Genomic DNA, 20,720 nt, shown 5'->3' with positions numbered 1-20,720 from the left:
CACCGCCTGAGCGGCGGGTCGGTGAAGGTGCCCCGTACGGCTTCGGCCACCGGGGCTGATCGGCGCGTTCGCGTGGTGTGAGATACTGGATCGGTCATGACTGCCCTCCCGCTTGTTTTCGATGCGCCCAAGCGCGGCCTCCCGCCGCGCCATCTCGCCGACCTCACCGTCGCGGAGCGGGCCGAAGCCGTCGCCGGGCTGGGGGAGAAGCCGTTCCGTGCCAAGCAGCTGTCGAACCACTACTTCTCGCGGCTGACCGTCGATCCGGCCGAAATGACCGACATCCCCGCCGCCGCGCGAGAACGGCTGGTGGCCGAGCTGATGCCGCCGCTGCTGACCGAGGTGCGCGCGCTGGCCGCGGACGGCGGCGCGACCCGCAAGACGCTCTGGCGCGCCCACGACGGCACGCTGCTGGAAAGCGTCCTGATGCGCTATCCCGACCGCGCCACGCTGTGCATCTCCAGCCAGGCGGGCTGCGGGATGGCCTGCCCGTTCTGCGCGACCGGCCAGGGCGGGCTCGACCGCAACCTGTCCACCGCGGAGATCGTCGACCAGGTCCGCTCCGCCGCCGCGGTGATGCGCGACGGCGTGCTGCCGGGTGGTCCGGGGCGGCTGTCGAACATCGTCTTCATGGGGATGGGCGAACCACTCGCGAACTACAAGCGGGTGGTGGCAGCGGTGCGCCGGATCACCGATCCCGCGCCGGGCGGTCTCGGCATCGGCCAGCGTTCGGTGACGGTGTCGACGGTGGGGTTGGCTCCGGCGATCCGGAAGCTCGCGGACGAGAAGATGCAGGTGCGGCTGGCGGTGTCGCTGCACACCCCGGACGACGAGCTGCGCGACACGCTGGTGCCGGTGAACGAGCGCTGGTCGGTGGACGAGGTGCTCTCCGCGGCCCGGTACTACGCCGACACTTCCGGTCGCCGGGTGTCGATCGAGTACGCGCTGATCCGCGACATCAACGACCAGCCGTGGCGGGCGGAGCTGCTGGCGAAGCGGCTGCGCAAACACCTGGGGCAACTGGTGCACGTGAACGTGATCCCGCTGAACCCCACGCCGGGTTCGAAGTGGGACGCCTCGCCGAAGCCGGTGGAGCGGGAATTCGTGCGCCTGGTCAACGCCGGCGGGGTGGCGTGCACGGTGCGCGACACCCGGGGTCAGGACATCGCGGCCGCCTGCGGGCAGCTGGCGGCCGAAGGCTGATTGTTCGTTTCGAGTCTTGGAGTAATGAACCGTGTTGTCTGCGCCGAGCCTGCTTGATCCGGCGGCCGAGGAACTGAAGCTGACCGGCGACGCCGAGCGGTGCGCCGTCGATATCGCCCGCGCGGCCAGGGAGCTGCTGGGGGAGCGGTTCAACGCGGTGAGCTTCATGTACGTGCTGATGCGCGCTTTCGAGGTCGACTTCTACGCGGCCCGCGATGCCGCGCGGTGGCACGAGTTCCACGGCGGGCCGGGCGCGGTTTCGGACGCGGACCTGGAAGCGCTGCTGGCGCCCTGGCTCGCCGCCCGCTGACCCGAATCTTCGGGCGGACGCGCGAGGGGACGAAATGCACCGGCCCGACAGTGCGCGACCGTCCCTGATCCGGCCCGTTCGCCTCGCCGTGGACGCGGAGCGGAAATGGCTGGGCTTCCACGCTCTCCGGCTGGCGATGGGCGTGCTGGGTCAAGGACGTCCAGTCGAGGCGGTGCTGTCCGAGGATCTGCCGGAACCGGCGTTCACGGAGCTGCTCGAAGCGACCGACCCGGCGGCGCCGCTGGATTGGGACCGCGTCAGCATTTCCCATGATCCGCAACGGATCACGCTGCGTGCGGACAGCGGGCTTGAGCGCACTGTGGTGCGCAACGGCCGTCACGGGCTGCAGGTGCTCCCGTCCGGCGCTGCCGAGCCCCTCGTGCGTGCGCCGGAACCCGAAGTGCCTCAACGGGAAATCGGCAGGCCGTGGCCCCTCGGGGACGAGCCCGAGACAGGGCAGCTGCCTGCCGGTGCGGTGAGCCGGATCCGGGCGTTGCTCGATCGGCTCACCTCCGACGGGCTGGGCCGGGCGGCCGTGGTGGCGCACCGGGGGAAACTCGTCGCGGAAAGCTACGCGCCCGGGTTTCCCCGCGAGATGCGGCACAACGGCTGGTCGGCAACGAAGAGCGTGGCCGGGGTGCTGGCCGGGCGGCTCGTGCACGAGGGACTGCTGGAGCTGGACCGGCCGGCGCCGGTGCCCGAGTGGGCGCACGACGCGCGGTCCGGCATCACGCTGCGCCACCTGCTTGCCATGAGCAGCGGGCTCGATTGCCCGCCCGGGGCCGCCGCGTGGGCGCATGGCGACCGCCATTTCGGCGTCTACGCCGGGCCGGACGACGTCTGGCGCGACATGTCCGGGCTCGGCCTGCTTGCCCCGCCGGGCACACGATGCGCTTACCAGAACAGCGATCCGCTGCTCAGCGCGGGCATCGCCGTCCGGGTGGCCGCGGCCGCCGGGCTGGCGGAGCCGGTCGACGTGCCGTGGCGACTGCTGTTCGACCCGCTGGGGATGGACAGCGTGTTGCTCGGCTCCGACGCCGCCGGGAACTTCCTGCTCTCCGGCGTGTGCCTGGCCACGGCGCTGGATTGGGCGAGGTTCGGCCAGTTCGTGCTCGACGACGGCGTCTGGCAGGGCAGACGGCTGCTGCCCGGGGGATGGCTGGACTACGTCCTCGCCCCGGCGGAAGCCGACGACGAGGGGCTCTACGGCGGCGGCCTCTGCTGGCTCGGGCGACCGGTGTACGAAGGCGGTGTGCCGGACCGGACCGCGCTGGCCTCCGGAATGTACGGGCAGCGCGTGTTCGTCCTGCCCGAGCACGAGCTGGTCGTGGTCCGGCTCGGGCAGGGCGACGACGAGGAGCTGCTCGCCGCCGTCGTATGCGAGGTAGCCCGGATCGTGGCCGGGTAACCAGATCCGGCCGGCCGGATCTGGCTACGCTGGGAAGCGTGGTCGCGGGAGACGGCATGACCGACGAAGAACTCCTCATCGAGTTCTCCTTCGCACGGATGGACAATCCGGATCTCGAACTCGAAGAGGTCGCCGCGCTCGTGGTCCGCCGGGTCGGGCCGCAGCACATGCTCGACTTCGCCGCGCGCAACCTCGCCACTCGCGGGGAGCTGCGCGGCGCGATGTTCGCTTCGGCGGTCGAACACGTCTTACGTGTCGTCCTGACACTTCGCGGACCATCTGACTGAACCCTGGACAATTCGCTGACCTGCGCGAACTTCGTGGCCATTTGACCATGGACGGCGATCTCTTGAGGACAGGGCTCTCGGGCGGCTGGGATGGGGACACCGGGCCGGCCGGGACGACCGCAATTCCGAAACGTCTGAGGGGACATCGGGCCATGAAGATGGGCAAGACACTGCTGACCGCTTCCGCGCTGGGCATCGCGCTGGTCGGTGCCACCGCGCCGGCCGCGACCGCGGGCACGATGAGCACGCAGGCCAAGCACACCGCGAGCATCGCCTGCAGCTCGCCGAAGAACGCCAAGGCGAACTACTCATGGGGCGACGGCTTCACCAGCGTCACCGTGTACTTCAACAACCACTGTTCGCACAAGGTGTCCGCGGGCATCGTGCTGAAGGACACCACCGGCGGCGGCGCGCTGAGCGTCGAGTGCATGACCACCAACGGCGGCACCAGCGGCAAGAAGAAGTTCCACATCGGTGTCGACCACGTCGTGAAGCGGATCCAAGAGGGCTGCTCCATCTGATCGCGCCGAACTGAACGGCCGGTGGCCCGGGGCGGCGACGTCCCGGGCCACCTGGCACGCTCCAGTGAGCGGAGACGATCACTGGAGGCGGTATGGGCGAGCCGGGGCGCACCCCGGACAGCACGGGTGGCGCAGCCGAACCTCCCGCAACTTCGGCCCGGCGGGGACGACGGCACACGGTGCCGGACGTCAACGCCGGCCCCGCCGCACGCTTCGCCGCCGCCCTGCTGGACCTGAAACTGTCCGCGGGCGACCCGTCCTACGACCGGATGCGTACGCAGCTGCGGGCGGCCGCGTCGAAATCCGCTCTGTCCGCCGCCGCTCGGGGCCGCACTCTGCCTACCTGGCCGACCACGTGGGAGTTCGTCCGCAGCCTGGCTGTCACGGCCTTGGGCGGGGATGAGGAGAGCGTCCGCCGGGAATGGCGGGAACGCTGGGAAACGGCGTCCGTGACGGAGATCCGGGCGGGCGGTGGTGAGGCGGTTTGTCCCGTGGGCGACCGGGCGTCGTCCGGGCAGCCGAGCGTCGCCGGCTCGGACACCTCCGTCGCGGCCGATCCGCCGGACCCCTCTCCGTCACTCGTCCCGCCCGAAAGCCCGGTCACCCCGCTTCGCATCCCCTCCCGCCCACTGTGGGGAGTCGCGGCGACCGCAGTCGTCATGCTCGGGCTGGTGATCGCGGTGGTCGTGCTCGCTACGCCGGGCCAGGAGGCCGCTGCCCCGCGCTATCCACTCCCCGGCGACGCATCCTCTTTCGGCGGCGACGGTCTGCCCGGCGACGTGACGTTCCCGGACGGAGCCACCGTGGTGGCCGGCCGCCCGTTCACGAAGATCTGGCGCCTGAAGAACCTCGGCTCGGTCCCGTGGCATGACCGGTACCTGCAAGTCGCGGGCGGCACCACCGTGCTGTGCGAATCCCCGGACCGCGTCCCGGTCCCGGACACCGAACCCGGTGCGCTGACCGAAGTCCGCGTTCAGGTCACCCCGCGGGGCACCGGCATCTGCCACGTCCTGTGGAAGATGGCCGACGCCCGCGGTGCCCTGGTCTTTCCCGAACGGACCGGTGTCTATTACCAGGTCCGGGTGACCGAAGACTGAAGACGACGGGCCGAGTCCCGCGGCAACGGTGAACCGGCCGGCGCCGCGTCCGGCGTGCGCGCATTCCGGCCCAGGTCCGAGCAGGGTTTCCTGTTTCCTCTCTACCCGGCACCGGGAAACCGTCCGTTTCGGTTTCCTTCCGGCAGACTGCTACCTGCAGAATCGTCGCTGTGACAGGCATCGTGCACAGGCGTGGAACGGCCGTGGTATCGCAGGAGCCCGCCGGCCAGGGACAAGCACAAGACGAGTACGCCCAACCAGTCCGGTTGTGCTCGCGAGAGGCTGGCGAGCACTTCGAGAAGGGTCTTGAGGACAAGGATCACGACTGCGGCCGGTCGCCGCGCGTGCCCCATTCGCGTCGTTTCCTGCCGCACGTGCCGAACTGCGCTCATAGCATGACTCCATCCGTTGTAAATCGGAGATCTTGGTTTCGGGTACCGGCTGCCGGTGTGCTGCACTGTTCAGCGTGCCGCCGTCCGGAAAGGAAACGAAGGCTTTCCGGACGGCCTCGGCGACGGGCAACAGGCAACGGGGAGGAATCAGTGGCAGGCGACGACGTGCGGTTCGGCATCGAGCTTCGGCGGTGGCGAACGCGAGCCGGTATTTCGCTCGCGGATTTCGCCGCCGCAGTGCACTACAGCAAGGGTCATCTGAGCAAGATCGAGAACGGGCTGAAGCATGCGCAGCCCGAATTCGCTCGCCGCTGCGACGCCGAGCTGGATGCCGGAGGAAGGCTTGCCGCTCTCGCCGGCGCGACGGAAGCCCGTCCGCGCCCGGTCGAGGTCGCCGACGACGGAGAGGCGTGGATGATGAACTTGACCGGGGACGGAGCAGGCTGGTTCCGGCCGATGGGCCGGAGGGAGGCACTCGCACTGGGTGCCGCGGCCGGATTCAGCATGGGCGTACCCGCGCGAGTGCGGTCGGTGGAAGGCACCGCCGCAGTCGCGTTCCGCCGGCAGTTCGACCAGATTCGGAAACTCGGGCAGACGGCGAGCCCGGGAGTGGTGCTCCCTACGCTCGTCGCGCAGACCCACACGGTGCGCGCGCTGACCGGGCAGGCCGGCGCCGACGAGTCCGGGCAGCTGTTCCGGCTCGCCTCCCGATTCGCCGAGTTCGCCGGGTGGATGACCCAGGAAGCCGGGGACGAACGAGGCGCGCTGTGGTGGACCGATCGGGCAGTGGAAATGGCGGCTTCGGGCGGGGACCGGCATTTCGCCAGCTACGCGCTGACCCGGCGTGCGCTGATCTCGCTTTACCGTGACGACGCGGCCGAGGCGATCGGCCTTGCCCAGCAGGCGCAACGCGGGGCTGTGCCGGCGCGAATCCTCGGATTCGCCGCGCAGCACGAGGCTCAGGGCCATGCCCTGGCCGGTGACTACGACACCTGCATGCGCGCGCTGGACCGGGCGCGGCCGCTGCTGATCGCGCCGGCGGAAGAAGGGGAATGGTCGTCTCCCGTGCTGGGTACGACGAATCTCGACGATCCGGCGGCAATGGCCGTCGGCTGGTGCCTGCTCGATCTCGGCCGGCCGCGGGAGGCTGCGGTGGTTCTCGACCGCCAGCTCGAATCAGTGCCGGGCGACGCATTGCGTACGAGAGCACGATATGGTGCGCGCAGGGCGTTGGCCTATGCGCAGCTGAACGAAATCGAGCAGGCCTGTGCGCTGGTGTCCGAATTGCTGGGGCCGGCGGAAATCGTCGGATCGGCGACCGTCGCGCAGGACCTGCTCCGGCTGAAGAGGATCTTTTCCCGGCACCTTCGTACCCGGGCAGTCCAGGAGGTATACCCGCAGCTGACCCTTCAGTTGAGCACAACGAATTAAATCTTCTCCTCAATCGGCTGGTTTTGCGTCAATCAGGGAAAGGCCTATTTATCATGCCTGAAATATTCATGAACTATCGCACCGGAGACGGTGAGAAGCTGGCCACGATCATCGATCGTGATCTGTGTCATCGATTCGGTGTCGAATATGTGTTCCGGGACCACCGCTGCATTCCGGCCGGTGCCTCTTTCCCCGAGGTGCTGAAGAACGGTGTGTGGGGCAGCAAGGTGCTGCTGTGTGTCATCGGTGCCCACTGGCTGACGGCCGCTGATGCCGCGGGCCGGCGCCGGATCGACGACCCCGATGACTGGATTCACCGGGAACTGGTCCTGGCCCTCGAACACGGGGTGCGAGTGATCCCGATCCTCGATGAAGACGCGCCGTGCCCGTTGCCCATGGATCAGCTGCCGAAACCACTGGCGGTGCTGGCGAACCTCCACTACCGGACCTACCGCGACCAGGAGTCGGAGGCATCGCTGGAGCAGATCGCACTCGACCTGCTCCAGTTCGTGCCGAACCTGAAGGACCGCAGCAAATCCGCGGAAGAGGAAGCCGGCCGAGGGGCGGTGCGCAGCGACGTGCGCGACAGCGGGCGGGGCGCCGCGTTCGGTACCGTGTCCGGCAGTGAGCTCCGGGTCGACCTCGGAGACCGGTACCAGGGCGGCCACCAGCAGCACTCTTACCACGGAGACGTGTTCGGCGGTTCGAAGTTCACCGGGCCGGCCAATACCGGGCCGGGCACCTTCCTCAATCTGCCGAATGGCGGGCCCGCCGACGGTGGCCTGGACGGGGAATCGCGGCGTTGACCGCCGGTACCCAGCCATTCGGCGGCGGCGCGCGAACGGTACAGATCAACTTCACCGGCACCGGGGAACGCCGGCGGGCGTTCGATCAGGTGGACGAATCGGATCTGGGGTGGCTGTACCGTCGCTACGAGCCGCCGCGGGGGTTCGCGCAGGCACAGAGTGCACTCGACAAGTACGGCGTGGTGCTTCTCGAAGGGCAGCCCGGTACCGGGCGGCGTACTGCGGCGAAGATGCTGCTGCGGCTGTATGCCGATGCAGGACATCTGTTCCGGATCGTCTCCTCGGAGGACTCGTCCGACGAGTTCCGATCGGACGAAGTGGCCGACGGCGACCTGCTGTTGCTGGATCTGTCGCAGGTGGACCGGGACCGGTACGGAGGTTTTCGGCGGTCCGCGGCGAATCTGCGAGCCAAAGTCGGGGAAGTCAGGTCGGCGAAACTCGTCGTGATCCTGAACCCGTTGCTGGAGACTCAGGTCGAGCGGGACGAAAGCCGTCAATACACCGTATCGCTCGGCCGCCCTGACTGGCGTATCGTCCTGCAGCGGCATCTCGCCGCCGGTGAAGTCGTTTTTCGTGGTCGGTTGCCTGAGCCGGAAGGTTTTCAGAAGCACCTTGCCGGGGCGAGCATGGACAAGCTGGCCCGGTTCGCCGAGGCGGTCCGGGGGCGGGCCGAGTGGCGGACCGAGCCGTCGGATCTGCGCACGCTGCTGCAGGGTGCGCTGAGTGCGGTTTTCGATCAGCAGGGTTCGGTCCGGACGGAGCTGGGCAAGTGTGTGAATGGCGCGATGCGGGCTCTCGCCTTCGCGGCCGCCATGCTCGAGGGCGAGCATGGCAACGTTGTCTTCCAGGCCACCGAAATTCTCTTGAAAATCGTGGCACATCCGGGAAACGAAACTCCGGTACTGGAGAGAGATTCGTTGTATTCGATGTTGGAGGAAATCCATCTGGAGGTGGATGAACACGGGTCGGTATACTTCAAGAAATTCGGCTATGGCCGCGCGGTGGCCGGGTACTTCTGGGGAGAGAACCCGCACCTGCACGAGAGTCTTCGTGAGTGGGTGGCGCAGGTTTATTCCCATCTTGAGCAGCGGTCCCAGCTGGTCCTCGCCGGGCGCGCGGCCGAACAATGCCTTGCCGCGGATCGGCCGGGGCATCTCCTGAGCCTGGCCGAGCAGTGGTGCGCAGACCGGAGGGGAGCCGAATCGGCCGCGGTGGTCCTGCGCGCCGGCCTGGAGCATTCCCGGCACGGCCGGACTTTTCGCGGGAATTTTTACGAATGGGCAAAATCGCCGGACCTTCCGAAAGAGCTTGCCGGGGTCATCGCCGACTTGTGTGTGTCCACAGTGGCACCGGCCTACCCCGAACAGGCGCTCACGAGACTTCGCTGGCTGACGCAGCGCCGTCGTGATCACGTGGATGCCGTCGCGGTGGAGAAGCTGCTGGGCCTGCTTCGATCGAACCTGAGAATCTATCGCCGCCTGTTGTGGTGGCTGGCCGATGACACCCGGCGTGGCGGCGGGCAGGCCGAGGACGACTTGATCCGCCGCGTGCTTCATCCCGATATGCAGATGGTCTCCGACTTCCGGGGACGTCACTACTCGGCCGATCCGGTCGTGCAACGGTGCGCCGGACGGTTGTGGCGCAGAACCCTGCGGGCTCTGTCCGGGCCGGAATGGCGAGAGTATCTCCAAGAATGGCTGGCCGGCTGCACCAAGGTGGAAAACTCGAAAGTGCCGGTACTTGTCCGGGTGGTGGTGGGCTCGGTCAGAGATGAGCCACGGACTCTCGCCGCTGTTTTCGTCATCGCGCGGGACTGGGCGAGGAATGGCACCGATCGTGCCGAATGTATGCGCGTGGCCGGAGTAGTCCGGCGTTGTATCGACGAGGCACAGGGGTGGCATTCCCGGTGACTCGGCCTGAAAGGAAAGAAATGAACTCGTCCGACAAGTCCATGCTGGGCGCCGCGGTGTTCCTGTGCGCCGGTGTGCCGGTGATTTGCGGTTTTGTCTTCGGCTGGCCGCTCTGGCTGCTGTTCGCAGTGCCCCTGCTGGTGATTCCCGGCGTCGTCCACCGGCGGACCCGGGCACGGCTGGCGTACGAGCGGGACCTGGACCTCCGGATGTCGGCGCAGCGGCTGGCCGTCCAGCCACCGCCACCGGCTCCCGAGCCGGTCCGGCACCAGCAGACTTCGGTCCCGGTGACGGCGCTGCCCAGTGCTCAGCCGGACTACCGGTTCGTCTTCTCGGCGACGGTGTACTGGCGGTTCCGGCCGGACGTGCCTCAGCCGGTGCACGGGAATCCCGCCGCGCTGGCGATCGAGGCGATCGTGGCTCAGGCGAAGGACGTGACCGCCGCGGAGGAGCCGCTCGATCACCAGCAGGTCCGGCATCGGCTGGACAGCCTGCTCGGGCAGCCCCGGCTGGACCGGACCGGGGCGGTCGAGGCGTCCGCGGCCGGAGTCCGGCTCGAGCTGGAGCCTGCGGATCGGGAACGGCTCGAGATGTTCGCCCGGACCAGGAAGGACGCCGAGGTCTGGGACTACCAGCGCCATCGAGAGCAGGACAAGCGCCGCTACCTCGGAGAGGACGTCCTGCGTGATACCGGCAGCGCCGTCGTCTGGTGGCTTTCGCGGCACGAGAACGATGTGCAGACCGTGGTGCAGGACATTCCGACGCTGGCGGATCTCGCCCAGGCCGCGAACAACCAGTGGACACCGCCTGCGCAGCAGGGCCTGCCCTCCGGCGGGGACATGTCGATGTTCGAGGTGGACTTCTCCGGCGGATACGTGCCCGATGAGGATGTGGCGTCGCCGCGTTCCCTGTCCGACGTCGTCGAGGAGATGTTCGATCGCGCCGGGCTGGAAGCCGGAAGCCCGGAGCGGGACCTGTTCGTGGACAGGGTCGCCGACGGCCTGCGCGCGGCCGGCAAGACGGCGGCGGCCCAGGAACTCCACTCCACGTTCTCAACACTGGATCCGGAACTGCTCGGCGATGGTCCGGAACCGGACTCTGTACAGCCGGTCGCGTCTGCGGAGCCTTCGGAGGAGCCGGACGGCGCGGCCGAAGTATCGCGAGCAGGGGCGCAGGAAGGTCGGGGCGAGCCTTCGCCGCCTCTCCCGCCGGGTGTTGTCGCGCAACCGCCGGCCTCGGCCGAACCGGGCACCGGGGAACCCACCCCGCAGCGGCCGGATCCGGGTGCCGAAGCGAACGGGGAGAAGACCGACCATATCGAGCATCCCGGACCTCCGGAAAATGACTCCTCCTCCTGACCAGGCCGCTGCGGGGTGCCCGCGCCCGCGAATCCGCAGCTCCATTGTGGACAATTGCCGACCTCGTGTCCGGAGATGCCGGGATGAATTCCCGGGCGGTCCGCCGAAGGTGAGAGCGGTATCGGTCACATCACGTTGGGTGTATGGGTGAAACCCATCGTAGGATCACCCATAAGAGTTGCCTGTAGGGCAGTCCTGGGAAGATTGCCGCGGTACGTGGTCGCACAGCGTGATAGTCACTCGAACGAGAAGGTTGTGTTACATCACTCTTTCGGGGATGAATTCCGTGCTGCGATCACTGATCCGAACGGTGCCGCAGCGGCCTCGGGATGATCTTGGTTTGCGTTCCAGGTCCCTCTTGATAATGTCGCCTTCTCGCCGAGTGGCCGACAGTTGCAGTCGATCACGCGCGGATTCGGGGATCCGCGGAAGGCTTCATATCCTGTGTTCGGAAGGACAATTCATGCGTTCTGCCCTGCTGCGTGGACGGACCGTTGCGGTCGCCGTCCCCGCACTGGCCCTGCTCGCCACCGTCACCCCCTCGGCGATGGCCGACGAGGCGCCGGCCGGATCGGCTTACGGCGCCTCCGCTGCGATTTCGCTGCTGCCCGGGGTGCTGGGGGGCAAGGGAATCGCCGTGGAGACCGGCAAGCTGGCCGCGTCCTCCACCTCGGGCAAGCACTCCGCCGACGTGGTGGACGTTCCGCTCAAGGGTGTCATCACCGCCAAGGCGATCACCAGCTCGGCCGAGCAGGACGGGGCCCACGGGCCGGTCACCGCGAAGGCCGCCATCGTGGACGCCACGATCCCGCTGCTCGCCGGGCTCGCCGGCAGCACCCCGAAGACCAGCGTGATCAGCTCCGAGTGCAAGTCCACCCCGCAGGGCGTGACCGGCACCTCGAAGCTGCTCGGCCTCGACCTCGGCAAGATCGGCAACCTGGAGCTCGGCACCCCGCCGAACCAGAAGATCGGCGTGCCGGAGGTGCTGCAGGTCATCGTGAACGAGCAGATCAAGCACCCGGACGGCAGCCTCACCGTGAACGCGCTGCACCTGAAGCTGCTCGGCGGCCAGGTGACCGGTGCGCTCGGCAGCGGTGACATCGTGCTCGCCTCGTCCACCTGCGCCAAGGTCGCCGGCGGCGGCGAGCCGACCGAGCCGACGAAGCCGACCAAGCCCAGTGAGCCGACCAAGCCGAGCCAGCCGACCCGGCCCGGTCAGCCGTCGCAGCCGGGTCACCCCGGTGGCGGGAACACCAACACCCAGCCGCCCGCGGGTGGTCCCGCCCAGGTGAGCGTGGTGCCCGCCGGCGCGCCGGAGACCGGTGACGGTTCGGAGGCCGCGGGGAACGCCCGGTGACGCAGCCCGCGACCACCGGTGCCCGCCCGCGGGCCCGGTTCGGGCTGTTCGCCCTGTTGCTGGCGCTGGTCGCCAACTTCGCCCTGCTCGGCTGTGGCTCCTCCGACCCCGCCCCGGCGGCCGCGCCCGCGGCGGCCGCGAGCATGGTCAAATCGGAGCCGGTGTCGATCGACGTGCCGAGCATCGACGCGCATTCCTCGCTGGTCCCGCTCGGGCTCAACGAGGACAAGACGGTGCAGGTCCCGCCGGTCGACCAGCCGCTGCAGGCGGGCTGGTACCGCTTCGGCCCGACGCCCGGCGAGGTCGGCCCCGCGGTCGTGCTCGGGCACATCGACGGCAACCACCAGAAGGGCATCTTCTGGCGGCTGCACGAGATGAAGAAGGGCGACCAGGTCGTGGTCGGGCGCAAGGACGGGTCGAAGGCCACGTTCGCCGTCACCAAGGTGGACCAGATCGCGAAGAAGACGTTCCCCACCGAAGCGGTGTACGGGAACACCAGCGACGCGCAGATCCGGTTGATCACCTGCGGTGGCACGTTCGATCCGGAGAAGCACAGCTACCTGGACAACATCATCGTGTACGGCACTCTCGCCGCCTGAGCGAGCCGTCCCGGACCGGGGCCCCGTCATCCTGCGCTCGGGCAGGATGACGGGGCCCTGCTCGTCGGTCCGCACCGGAAGCGTCCTCCGGAGCCCGCTCACTCGAGCGGGGTGCAGGTAAACAATCCACAAAGGACAGTCAAGCGATTGTGATCCGTGTCTCGCAACAGTTCCGAAAGATTGCTTGTCTACCGCAAGCAACTTGCTTAGCCTAGCTAAGGGAACGTTGGGAGAGAGGTCTTCGACTGTGGCGGAGCGCCGGACTTATTCGATCGCGGAACTCGGTCCGCGGTACAAGTGGATCGCGCTGTCCAACACGACGCTGGGCATGCTGATCGCGACCATCAACTCGTCGATCGTGCTGATCGCGCTGCCGGACATCTTCAAGGGCATCGGGATCAACCCGCTGGAGCCGTCGAACACCAGCTACCTGCTGTGGATGATCATGGGCTTCCTGGTGGTCACCGCGGTGCTGGTGGTGGCGTTCGGGCGGCTGGGGGACATGTACGGCCGCGCCAGGATGTACAACCTCGGCTTCCTGGTGTTCACGGTGTCCTCGATCATGCTGGCCGTCACCTGGTTCGACGGGCCCGCGGCCGCGCTGTGGCTGATCGGCTGGCGGATCGTGCAGGGCGTCGGCGGCGCCTTCCTGATGGCCAACTCCTCGGCCATCCTCACCGACGCCTTCCCCGCCAACCAGCGTGGTCTCGCTCTCGGCATGAACGGCGTCGCGGCCATCGCGGGCTCGTTCCTCGGGCTGGTGATCGGCGGGGTGCTGGCGCCGATCGACTGGAACCTGGTCTTCCTGGTCTCGGTGCCGATCGGGGTGATCGGCACCGTCTGGGCCTACCTCAAGCTGCACGACACCGGGGTGCGCAAGCACGCGAAAATGGACTGGTGGGGCAACATCACCTTCGCGGTCGGGCTGATCGCGGTGCTGGTGGGCATCACCTACGGCATCCAGCCCTACGGCGACTCGGCGACCGGCTGGGGCAGCCCGATGGTGCTGTCCTGCCTGATCGGCGGGATCGCGGTGCTGATCGGCTTCGTGGTGATCGAGACGAAGGTGCCCAACCCGCTGTTCCGGCTTTCGCTGTTCCGGATCCGCTCGTTCAGCTGGGGCAACCTGGCCAACCTGACCGCCTCGCTCGGCCGGGGCGGCCTGCAGTTCATCCTGATCATCTGGCTGCAGGGCATCTGGCTGCCGCAACACGGCTACACCTTCGAGCAGACGCCGCTGTGGGCCGGGATCTACATGCTGCCCATGACGATCGGCTTCCTGGTGTCCGCGCCGACCTCCGGCGTGCTCTCCGACCGCATCGGCAGCCGTGCGCTGGCCTCTGGCGGCCTGGTCATCACCGCGGTCACGTTCCTGCTGCTGATCCTGCTGCCGGTGAATTTCGATTACTGGGCGTTCGCGGGCATCCTGCTGGTCAACGGGATCGGCATGGGCATGTTCTCCTCACCGAACCGGGCCGAGGTGATGAACAGTCTGCCCGCCGACTCGCGGGGGTCCGGCGCGGGCATGATGACGACGTTCCAGAACGCGGCGATGGTCTTGTCCATTGGCTTCTTCTTCAGCCTGATCATCGCCGGGTTGTCGAGCAGTCTGCCCTCGGCGATGGAGCAGGGCCTCACCTCGCACGGCGTGGCCGCCGGCCCGGCCGACCAGGTCGCGCACCTGCCCGCGGTCGCCGTGCTGTTCGCCGCCTTCCTCGGCTACAACCCGATCCAGCAGCTGCTCGGCGGCCACCTGGGCAGCCTTCCGCCGGACCAGGCCTCGTTCCTCACCGGCCGCAGCTTCTTCCCGAACCTGATCTCCGGTCCGTTCCAGGACGGTCTCGCGGTCGCTTTCGGCTTCGCCATCGTGGTCTGCCTGATCGGCGCGATCGCGTCCCTGCTGACCTCGGACCCGAAGAAGAAACCGGCCGAGTCCGTCGGCGAGGAACTGGCCGCGGTGGCCGGGGAATCCGGCGGTGGGCCGAGCGAGCTGGTCGCTCCACAGAGCGATCGGTGACGAGAAGGCCGTCCTGGAGTTCGTCCGGGACGGCCTTTTTGTGCTCGCGGGCGTTCAATGGCCGAAGGCGGCTCGCCGGATCTTCACCGGATGGGCCGGGGCGCCATCGAGCGGGCCGCCCGGGTCGGCGGGGACGATCGCCGGCGGCCCGGGTTAGCGACGCCATTGGGGTGGGCGACCAGCATGAATGCGGTCGTCTGGTTGGTTGCACCTGGCGGAGAACAGCGCGTTGTCTCGTTTCCGGAAGGAACCAGACGCGGTGCGTTAGCATCCGAGCTGTTGATCTTGCCGCAGTCGGGCGGCGAGGCGACGCAGTGAGGGGGGTTTACGAGCCATGGCCGGAGAACAATCGAAGCCGGAGCAGCCGAAGATCCCGGTGCCGCCGGTGCCGCCGATCCAGGTTGACGGGTACGGCCCTGGCGGGGGTTATGTGTTCAACGCGGAGGAGGCGGGCGGGGTCATCAAGCAGTGGGAAGACCTGCTCGTCGGCCTGCGAGAAGATCTTGAGAATGCGAGGGCTGTCGCCTACGTGACGGCGCCGGCGGATGAGGTGGCGAGCCACGTCTTCATCGACAACGGTGCCAGGCCGTCGGGGCAGTCGCTGCTGGCCGAACACCAAGCGATGGTTGACTACACCACGAATTTCATCACGGCGCTGAAGGCCGCCAAGAACAAGATCACAGTGGCGGAGCAGGAAGCCGCCGATTCTGTCAAGAAATCTGGAGATGTCTGAGTGCGTGCAAACTGGTCTCGCTCTCGCCGCGCCGGTACTGTGGCGGGCCTGGCGTTTGTGGCCGTGGCGTCCCTTGTCGCTTGTAGCGGCGGTGGCTCGGCCGGCAACAGCTCGTCCCCGTCTTCTTCGGCGCCTGGTGGATCTTCATCGTCGGTGGATCCGTCGCTTAAGGTGCCCGCCCCCCTGCAGGCGCAGGAGCTGCTGAGCAACCCGTGCAGCGCGCTCACCGACGCGCAGCTCAAGGACATCGGACTGGCCCCGCCGGGCAGGGTCAATCCAGGGCCGCCGGACCTGTGTGGATGGTCTGCCGCCACGATTCCGGAGAACGGTGTCGGTGTGGGCGCGGTGCCGCAGAACAAGGGCGGGATCAGCGATATCTACGCGCAGAAGGCGAAGTCCGCCTATTTCGAGCCGGTCACGGTGAACGGGTATCCCGGGGCTTTCGCCGACATGCAGGACGGTCGCTCGTCCGGCAGTTGCAGCCTCTGGGTCGGCATCACCGACCAGCTCGCCTTTACCGTGATCACCAGCATCAACATCGGGCAGAACAAGGCCACCCCGTGCAGGAGCGCGCAGAAGATCGCCGAAGCAGTGGTAACGCACCTCAAGGGCGCTGCCTGAATAAGACCCGGCCGCCGCACCGGTATCGGGTCCGGCGCGGCGACCGGGGATCAGGGGGCGGTCACTGCGCAAGGTCGGTCGTGCGTGGCGCCCGACGGTTTCGCGGCTTCTTCGTCTCGCCGATTTGCACAGTCATGACTCACTGGCCTGCCGGGACGCGGCGACGGACGCCGACATGGCGAAGACAGCAAGAGCAAGCGCGACCAAACGAGATTTCATGGCCCGCCAAAGTAACCGGGCCGATACTCACCGCTTCGCGGACTACTTCCGCCAAGCGGTACGGCGGCGGCGCAGGTCGAGCAGCAGCATCAGTACCAGGAACGCGGCGAGCCCGATCAGCCACACGTTCTCGGTGTTGTTCTCGTGGTTGCCCTTGAGCATCACCAGCAGGATGAGCGCGCTGACCCAGCCCGCGATGCGGGTGGCCTTCGGGAACGAGCCGTGCCAGCCCCACTCCGCGGACGGTTCGTCGCGCGGGTCGACCTGGGGGCGCTTCTCGATCGCCTTGCCTGCCACGACCACTCCTTCGGGCCCACCGGACGTTGTACCCCCGAATGATCCCACACCGGCGGGTGCTCCGCGGACACGCCCCGGGCAGGCGATAATGACTCTCGATGACTACCTCGCGAAGCGTTCTCGTGCTGGGTTCCACCGGGTCCGTGGGTGCGCAGGCGCTCGACGTCGCCGCACGTAACCCGCATCTGTTCACTGTCGCCGGCATCGCCGCCGGCGGCTCCGATCCGGCTGCGCTGGCCGCGCAGGCGCTCGCGCATCAGGTGACCGCCGTGGCCGTGACGAAGCCCACGGTGGTGGAAGACCTGCAGCTCGCGCTGTACGCGGAGGCTCAGCGGCGCGGTTACGCGAAGGGGGAGTTCCGGCTCCCGCGCATCCTCGCCGGCGCCGACGCGGTGGCGGAGCTGATCGAGACCGTCGAAGTCGACGTCGTGCTCAACGCGCTTCCCGGTTCGCAGGGCCTCGATCCCACGCTGCGTACGCTCGCCACCGGCGCCAGGCTCGCGCTCGCGAACAAGGAGTCGCTGATCGCGGGTGGCCCGCTGGTGCTCGCCGCGGCCAAGCCCGGCCAGATCGTGCCGGTGGATTCCGAGCACTCGGCGATCGCGCAGGCGCTGCGGTCCGGCCGGGACGAGGAGGTCGCCCGGCTGGTGCTCACTGCGTCCGGCGGTCCGTTCCGCGGCCGCAAGCGGGCCGACCTCGCGGACGTCACCGTCGAGCAGGCGATGGCCCATCCGACCTGGTCGATGGGGAAGCTGATCACCATCAACTCGGCCACACTGGTCAACAAGGGCCTGGAGCTGATCGAGGCGGCGCTGCTGTTCGGCATCGAGCCCGCGCGCATCGACGTGACCGTGCACCCGCAGTCGATCGTGCACTCCATGGTCACCTTCACCGACGGCTCGACGATCGCGCAGGCCAGCCCGCCGGACATGCGGCTGCCGATCGCGCTGGCGCTGCACTGGCCGGACCGGGTGCCCGGCGCCGCCGCGGCGTGCGGCTGGGACACCGCGGCGAGCTGGACCTTCGAACCGCTGGACAACGAAGCGTTCCCGGCAGTCGAGCTGGCTCGCGAGGCGGGCACGGTGGGCGGCTGCCTGCCCGCGGTCTACAACGCGGCGAACGAGGAGGCTGTGGCCGCGTTCCTCGCGCAGAACAGCAGCTTCACGTCGATTGTGGACACTGTTTCGCAGGTGGTGGAAGCTGCCGACGAATGGCGTCGCGAACCTCGCGACGTCGAAGATGTACTCGCGGCCGAGCGTTGGGCTCGGGCGCGCGCAATGACGATGCTCGAGGGGAAGTAGCGCGTGCTCGCCTACATCATCGGGGTGGTGCTGTTCGCCCTGGGGATCTGCATCTCCGTGGCGCTGCACGAGGCCGGCCACATGGTCACGGCCAAGGCGTTCGGGATGAAGGTCCGCCGGTATTTCGTCGGTTTCGGGCCGACCGTGTTCTCGTTCCGCCGCGGTGAGACCGAATACGGTCTCAAGTGGATCCCGCTCGGCGGCTTCTGCGACATCGCCGGCATGACCGCCCTCGACGAGGTCACCGAGGAAGAGTCGCCGCGCGCGATGTGGCGGTTCAAGACCTGGAAGCGGACCGTCGTGATGATGGCCGGTTCGGTGACCCACTTCATCCTCGGTTTCGTGGTGCTGTACCTGATGGCGGTCACCATGGGGCTGCCCAACATCGCCGCCGCGTCCGAGCCGCGGCAGCCGGTCATCGCGAGCACCTCGTGCGCACGGGCGGCCACCACCTCCGCGCAGCTCAACGACACCGCGTGCCCGCCCGGCGCGCCCGCCCCCGCGAAGGCCGCGGGGATGCTCCCGGGCGACAAGATCCTCTCGGTCGGCGGGAAGCCGACGCCGGCCTGGGACACCGTGCTGCAGATCGTGCAGAACTCCGGCGGCCCGACGCCGATCACCGTCCAGCGCGGGGACCGGACGCTGAACCTCGTGGTCGACATCCCGCGGGTACAGCGGCTGACCAGCGACGGCCAGGTCCGCGAGGTCGGCATGATGGGGGCCTCCACGCAGATCCCGCCCGCGTACCTGCATTACAACGGTGCGACCGCGATCGGCGCGACGTTCTCCTTCACCGGCACCATGTTCTCCGAGACCGCGCAGCGGCTGGTGCAGTTCCCGGAGCGGATCCCGGCCGTGATCAGTGCGATCTTCGGCGGGGAGCGCGATCCGAACACCCCGGTCAGCGTGGTCGGCGCGAGCCGGATCGGTGGCGAGGCGGTCGAGCAGGGGCTGTGGGAGATCTTCTTCTTCCTGCTGGCCAGCCTGAACTTCTTCATCGGCGTGTTCAACCTGCTGCCGCTGCTGCCGCTGGACGGCGGGCACATCGCGGTGGTCTGGTACGAACGCGTCCGGGACTGGCTGCGCGGTCTGCGCGGGAAGGCCGCGGGCGGGCCGGTCGACTACACGAAGCTCTCCGCGGTCACCATGGTCCTCGTGGTGATCGGCGGGGGCATCACGCTACTGACCGTGACCGCCGACATTGTCAACCCGATCCGGTTGCAGTAGCCGCCGGCACCGGCCGGGTTGCCCGGCCGGTGCCACTCCGACCGGCCGTAATTCCGCTCACCGTGACGGCCGACTTCGTTGAACCGGTCGCCGGGCAAGTGAGTAGGCTGGACGGCGTGACCGTCCCCTTGGGTATGCCCGCCGTGCCTCCCCCCGTGCTCGCCGATCGTCGCAAGACCCGCCAGCTGATGGTGGGACCGGTGGGGGTCGGCAGTGCCCACCCGATCTCCGTGCAATCGATGACCACCACACTGACCTCGGACGTGAACGCCACCCTGCAGCAGATCGCCGAGCTGACCGCGGCGGGCTGCGACATCGTCCGGGTGGCCTGCCCCTCGGCCGACGACGCGGAGGCGCTGCCCGCGATCGCGCGGAAGTCGCAGATCCCGGTGATCGCCGACATCCACTTCCAGCCCAAGTACGTGTTCGCCGCGATCGAGGCCGGCTGCGCGGCGGTGCGGGTGAACCCCGGCAACATCCGGAAGTTCGACGATCAGGTCAAGGAGATCGCGCAGGCCGCGAAGGACCACGGCACGCCGATCCGGATCGGCGTGAACGCCGGCTCGCTGGACAAGCGGCTGCTGGAGAAGTACGGCAAGGCGACCCCGGAGGCGCTGGCGGAATCCGCGCTGTGGGAGGCCTCGCTGTTCGCCGAGCACGATTTCCACGACATCAAGATCTCGGTCAAGCACAACGACCCAGTGGTCATGGTGCGGGCCTACGAGCTGCTCGCCGAGCAGTGCGACTACCCGCTGCACCTCGGCGTCACCGAGGCGGGCCCGGCGTTCCAGGGCACCATCAAGTCCGCGGTGGCGTTCGGCGCCCTGCTGCGACAGGGCATCGGGGACACCATCCGGGTGTCGCTGTCCGCGCCGCCGGTCGAGGAGGTCAAGGTCGGCGCGCAGATCCTGCAGTCGCTGAACCTGCGTCCGAGGAAACTGGAGATCGTGTCCTGCCCGTCCTGCGGGCGTGCGCAGGTCGACGTCTACACCCTCGCCGACCAGGTCACGGCCGGGCTGGAGGGGATGGAGGTGCCGCTGCGCGTCGCGGTGATGGGCTGCGTCGTGAACGGTCCCGGTGAGGCGCGGGAAGCCGACCTCGGCGTCGCGTCCGGCAACGGCAAGGGCCAGATCTTCGTCAAGGGCGAGGTCATCAAGACCGTGCCCGAGCACGCCATCGTGGAGACCCTGATCGAAGAGGCCATGCGCATCGCCGAGGAAGCCGGCGAAGGCATCGGCGAGGGCGCCCCGAGCGTCACCGTCGGCTGATCCGGGCTCAGCCCTGCAGATGGTGCCGGGCGGCGTCCTGGATTTGCCCGCGCACGTTCTCCAGCGAGGCGGCCAGCTCGTCGATCTGGTGGAGGGCGAGCTGGATCGCGCCCTGCACGGCGGTGGCCGTGCCGGTGGCGCCGAGTACCCCGAGCACCCGTGCCTGCAGGTCCTCCAGCTCGCTCTTGGTGGCCAGCGCGATGCCGGTGGGCACCTGGTCGGCGAGCTGTTCGAGGTGCTGGGCCTGCTCCTGGATGGACATCCGCTTCTCCTCTTCGTGGGGACCGCACTCCCGTGGTAGCAGAAACCGGCGGGCTTAACCTCGTTCTGTGGGTCACAGCAGGGCGTTGCGGCGGCC

At 68.4% G+C, this 20,720-nt stretch carries 20 protein-coding genes; 18 read left to right on the top strand and 2 right to left on the bottom strand.

What is annotated here, in order from left to right; genetic code table 11:
- The first annotated feature begins 96 nt into the window (after positions 1 to 96).
- From rlmN to D5S19_RS27715, 15 genes are all read left to right on the top strand, one after another.
- On the top strand, positions 97 to 1,203 hold the full coding sequence (rlmN, locus tag D5S19_RS27790) for a 23S rRNA (adenine(2503)-C(2))-methyltransferase RlmN (RefSeq protein ID WP_120026330.1): 1,107 nt from the start codon (positions 97 to 99) through the stop codon (positions 1,201 to 1,203).
- Positions 1,204 to 1,234: 31 nt separating this feature from the next.
- On the top strand, positions 1,235 to 1,513 hold the full coding sequence (locus D5S19_RS27785; RefSeq protein WP_098510699.1) for a hypothetical protein: 279 nt from the start codon (positions 1,235 to 1,237) through the stop codon (positions 1,511 to 1,513).
- A gap of 34 nt (positions 1,514 to 1,547) precedes the next feature.
- Positions 1,548 to 2,921 (top strand): serine hydrolase domain-containing protein, encoded by a 1,374-nt coding sequence (locus tag D5S19_RS27780; protein ID WP_158605660.1) that lies wholly within the window; start codon positions 1,548 to 1,550, stop codon positions 2,919 to 2,921.
- A 56-nt stretch (positions 2,922 to 2,977) separates the two neighbouring features.
- Entirely contained in the window at positions 2,978 to 3,208 is a 231-nt protein-coding gene (locus D5S19_RS27775; RefSeq protein WP_120026328.1) for a hypothetical protein, read from the top strand.
- A gap of 152 nt (positions 3,209 to 3,360) precedes the next feature.
- Positions 3,361 to 3,729: a hypothetical protein gene (locus D5S19_RS27770; protein WP_120026327.1), complete on the top strand. Its 369-nt coding sequence runs from the start codon at positions 3,361 to 3,363 to the stop codon at positions 3,727 to 3,729.
- 92 nt (positions 3,730 to 3,821) lie between these two features.
- A complete protein-coding gene (locus D5S19_RS27765; RefSeq protein WP_147397525.1) occupies positions 3,822 to 4,826 on the top strand; it encodes an NBR1-Ig-like domain-containing protein in 1,005 nt (334 codons plus the stop codon).
- Between the two features lie 542 nt (positions 4,827 to 5,368).
- A complete protein-coding gene (locus D5S19_RS27760; RefSeq protein WP_233574207.1) occupies positions 5,369 to 6,649 on the top strand; it encodes a helix-turn-helix domain-containing protein in 1,281 nt (426 codons plus the stop codon).
- 53 nt (positions 6,650 to 6,702) lie between these two features.
- Entirely contained in the window at positions 6,703 to 7,455 is a 753-nt protein-coding gene (locus D5S19_RS27755) for a TIR domain-containing protein (protein ID WP_120026324.1), read from the top strand.
- A gap of 89 nt (positions 7,456 to 7,544) precedes the next feature.
- Complete coding sequence (locus D5S19_RS27750) at positions 7,545 to 9,365, top strand: nSTAND3 domain-containing NTPase (protein ID WP_325050331.1); 1,821 nt, start codon at positions 7,545 to 7,547, stop codon at positions 9,363 to 9,365.
- Positions 9,366 to 9,385: 20 nt separating this feature from the next.
- Entirely contained in the window at positions 9,386 to 10,723 is a 1,338-nt protein-coding gene (locus tag D5S19_RS27745; RefSeq protein WP_120026322.1) for a hypothetical protein, read from the top strand.
- Between the two features lie 463 nt (positions 10,724 to 11,186).
- Positions 11,187 to 12,080, top strand: coding sequence for a choice-of-anchor P family protein (locus D5S19_RS27740; protein ID WP_120026321.1), 894 nt, complete (start codon positions 11,187 to 11,189; stop codon positions 12,078 to 12,080).
- Positions 12,077 to 12,679, top strand: a complete 603-nt coding sequence (locus tag D5S19_RS27735) for a class F sortase (RefSeq protein ID WP_120026320.1) — start codon at positions 12,077 to 12,079, stop codon at positions 12,677 to 12,679. Before D5S19_RS27740 ends, D5S19_RS27735 begins: the two co-directional genes overlap by 4 nt.
- 247 nt (positions 12,680 to 12,926) lie before the next feature.
- A complete protein-coding gene (locus D5S19_RS27730; RefSeq protein WP_120026319.1) occupies positions 12,927 to 14,696 on the top strand; it encodes an MFS transporter in 1,770 nt (589 codons plus the stop codon).
- 334 nt (positions 14,697 to 15,030) lie between these two features.
- Positions 15,031 to 15,429, top strand: coding sequence for a hypothetical protein (locus D5S19_RS27720; RefSeq protein ID WP_233574206.1), 399 nt, complete (start codon positions 15,031 to 15,033; stop codon positions 15,427 to 15,429).
- A complete protein-coding gene (locus tag D5S19_RS27715; protein ID WP_120026318.1) occupies positions 15,430 to 16,050 on the top strand; it encodes a DUF3558 domain-containing protein in 621 nt (206 codons plus the stop codon).
- A 261-nt stretch (positions 16,051 to 16,311) separates the two neighbouring features.
- Here D5S19_RS27715 and D5S19_RS27710 read toward each other — a convergent pair whose 3' ends face one another.
- Positions 16,312 to 16,566 (bottom strand): DUF2631 domain-containing protein, encoded by a 255-nt coding sequence (locus D5S19_RS27710; protein ID WP_120026317.1) that lies wholly within the window; start codon positions 16,564 to 16,566, stop codon positions 16,312 to 16,314.
- 98 nt (positions 16,567 to 16,664) lie between these two features.
- On the opposite strand from D5S19_RS27710, the gene dxr reads away from it, so the two are divergent.
- From dxr to ispG, 3 genes are all read left to right on the top strand, one after another.
- Positions 16,665 to 17,867: a 1-deoxy-D-xylulose-5-phosphate reductoisomerase gene (gene dxr, locus D5S19_RS27705; RefSeq protein WP_120026316.1), complete on the top strand. Its 1,203-nt coding sequence runs from the start codon at positions 16,665 to 16,667 to the stop codon at positions 17,865 to 17,867.
- A 3-nt stretch (positions 17,868 to 17,870) separates the two neighbouring features.
- Positions 17,871 to 19,094, top strand: a complete 1,224-nt coding sequence (locus D5S19_RS27700) for a M50 family metallopeptidase (RefSeq protein WP_120026315.1) — start codon at positions 17,871 to 17,873, stop codon at positions 19,092 to 19,094.
- A 116-nt stretch (positions 19,095 to 19,210) separates the two neighbouring features.
- Positions 19,211 to 20,362 (top strand): flavodoxin-dependent (E)-4-hydroxy-3-methylbut-2-enyl-diphosphate synthase, encoded by a 1,152-nt coding sequence (gene ispG, locus D5S19_RS27695; RefSeq protein ID WP_199730739.1) that lies wholly within the window; start codon positions 19,211 to 19,213, stop codon positions 20,360 to 20,362.
- Positions 20,363 to 20,369: 7 nt separating this feature from the next.
- Here the strand turns inward: ispG and D5S19_RS27690 are convergent, their stop codons facing one another.
- Positions 20,370 to 20,624, bottom strand: a complete 255-nt coding sequence (locus tag D5S19_RS27690; protein WP_098510683.1) for a hypothetical protein — start codon at positions 20,622 to 20,624, stop codon at positions 20,370 to 20,372.
- Positions 20,625 to 20,720: the final 96 nt, after the last annotated feature.

It is taken from the genome of Amycolatopsis panacis, assembly GCF_003600245.1.
In the GTDB taxonomy this organism is placed as follows: Bacteria; Actinomycetota; Actinomycetes; order Mycobacteriales; family Pseudonocardiaceae; genus Amycolatopsis; species Amycolatopsis sulphurea.
The sequence above is the reverse complement of the archived record's forward strand: the minus strand, read 5'-3'. Positions and strand labels throughout refer to the sequence as shown.

Coding starts and splice junctions, on each gene's coding strand:
- rlmN (WP_120026330.1), top strand. CDS start 97: ATGACTGCCCTCCCGCTTGTTTTCGATGCGCCCAAGCGCGGCCTCCCG.
- D5S19_RS27780 (WP_158605660.1), top strand. CDS start 1,548: ATGCACCGGCCCGACAGTGCGCGACCGTCCCTGATCCGGCCCGTTCGC.
- D5S19_RS27775 (WP_120026328.1), top strand. CDS start 2,978: ATGACCGACGAAGAACTCCTCATCGAGTTCTCCTTCGCACGGATGGAC.
- D5S19_RS27770 (WP_120026327.1), top strand. CDS start 3,361: ATGAAGATGGGCAAGACACTGCTGACCGCTTCCGCGCTGGGCATCGCG.
- D5S19_RS27765 (WP_147397525.1), top strand. CDS start 3,822: ATGGGCGAGCCGGGGCGCACCCCGGACAGCACGGGTGGCGCAGCCGAA.
- D5S19_RS27755 (WP_120026324.1), top strand. CDS start 6,703: ATGCCTGAAATATTCATGAACTATCGCACCGGAGACGGTGAGAAGCTG.
- D5S19_RS27745 (WP_120026322.1), top strand. CDS start 9,386: ATGAACTCGTCCGACAAGTCCATGCTGGGCGCCGCGGTGTTCCTGTGC.
- D5S19_RS27740 (WP_120026321.1), top strand. CDS start 11,187: ATGCGTTCTGCCCTGCTGCGTGGACGGACCGTTGCGGTCGCCGTCCCC.
- D5S19_RS27720 (WP_233574206.1), top strand. CDS start 15,031: ATGGCCGGAGAACAATCGAAGCCGGAGCAGCCGAAGATCCCGGTGCCG.
- dxr (WP_120026316.1), top strand. CDS start 16,665: ATGACTACCTCGCGAAGCGTTCTCGTGCTGGGTTCCACCGGGTCCGTG.
- D5S19_RS27690 (WP_098510683.1), bottom strand. CDS start 20,624: ATGTCCATCCAGGAGCAGGCCCAGCACCTCGAACAGCTCGCCGACCAG.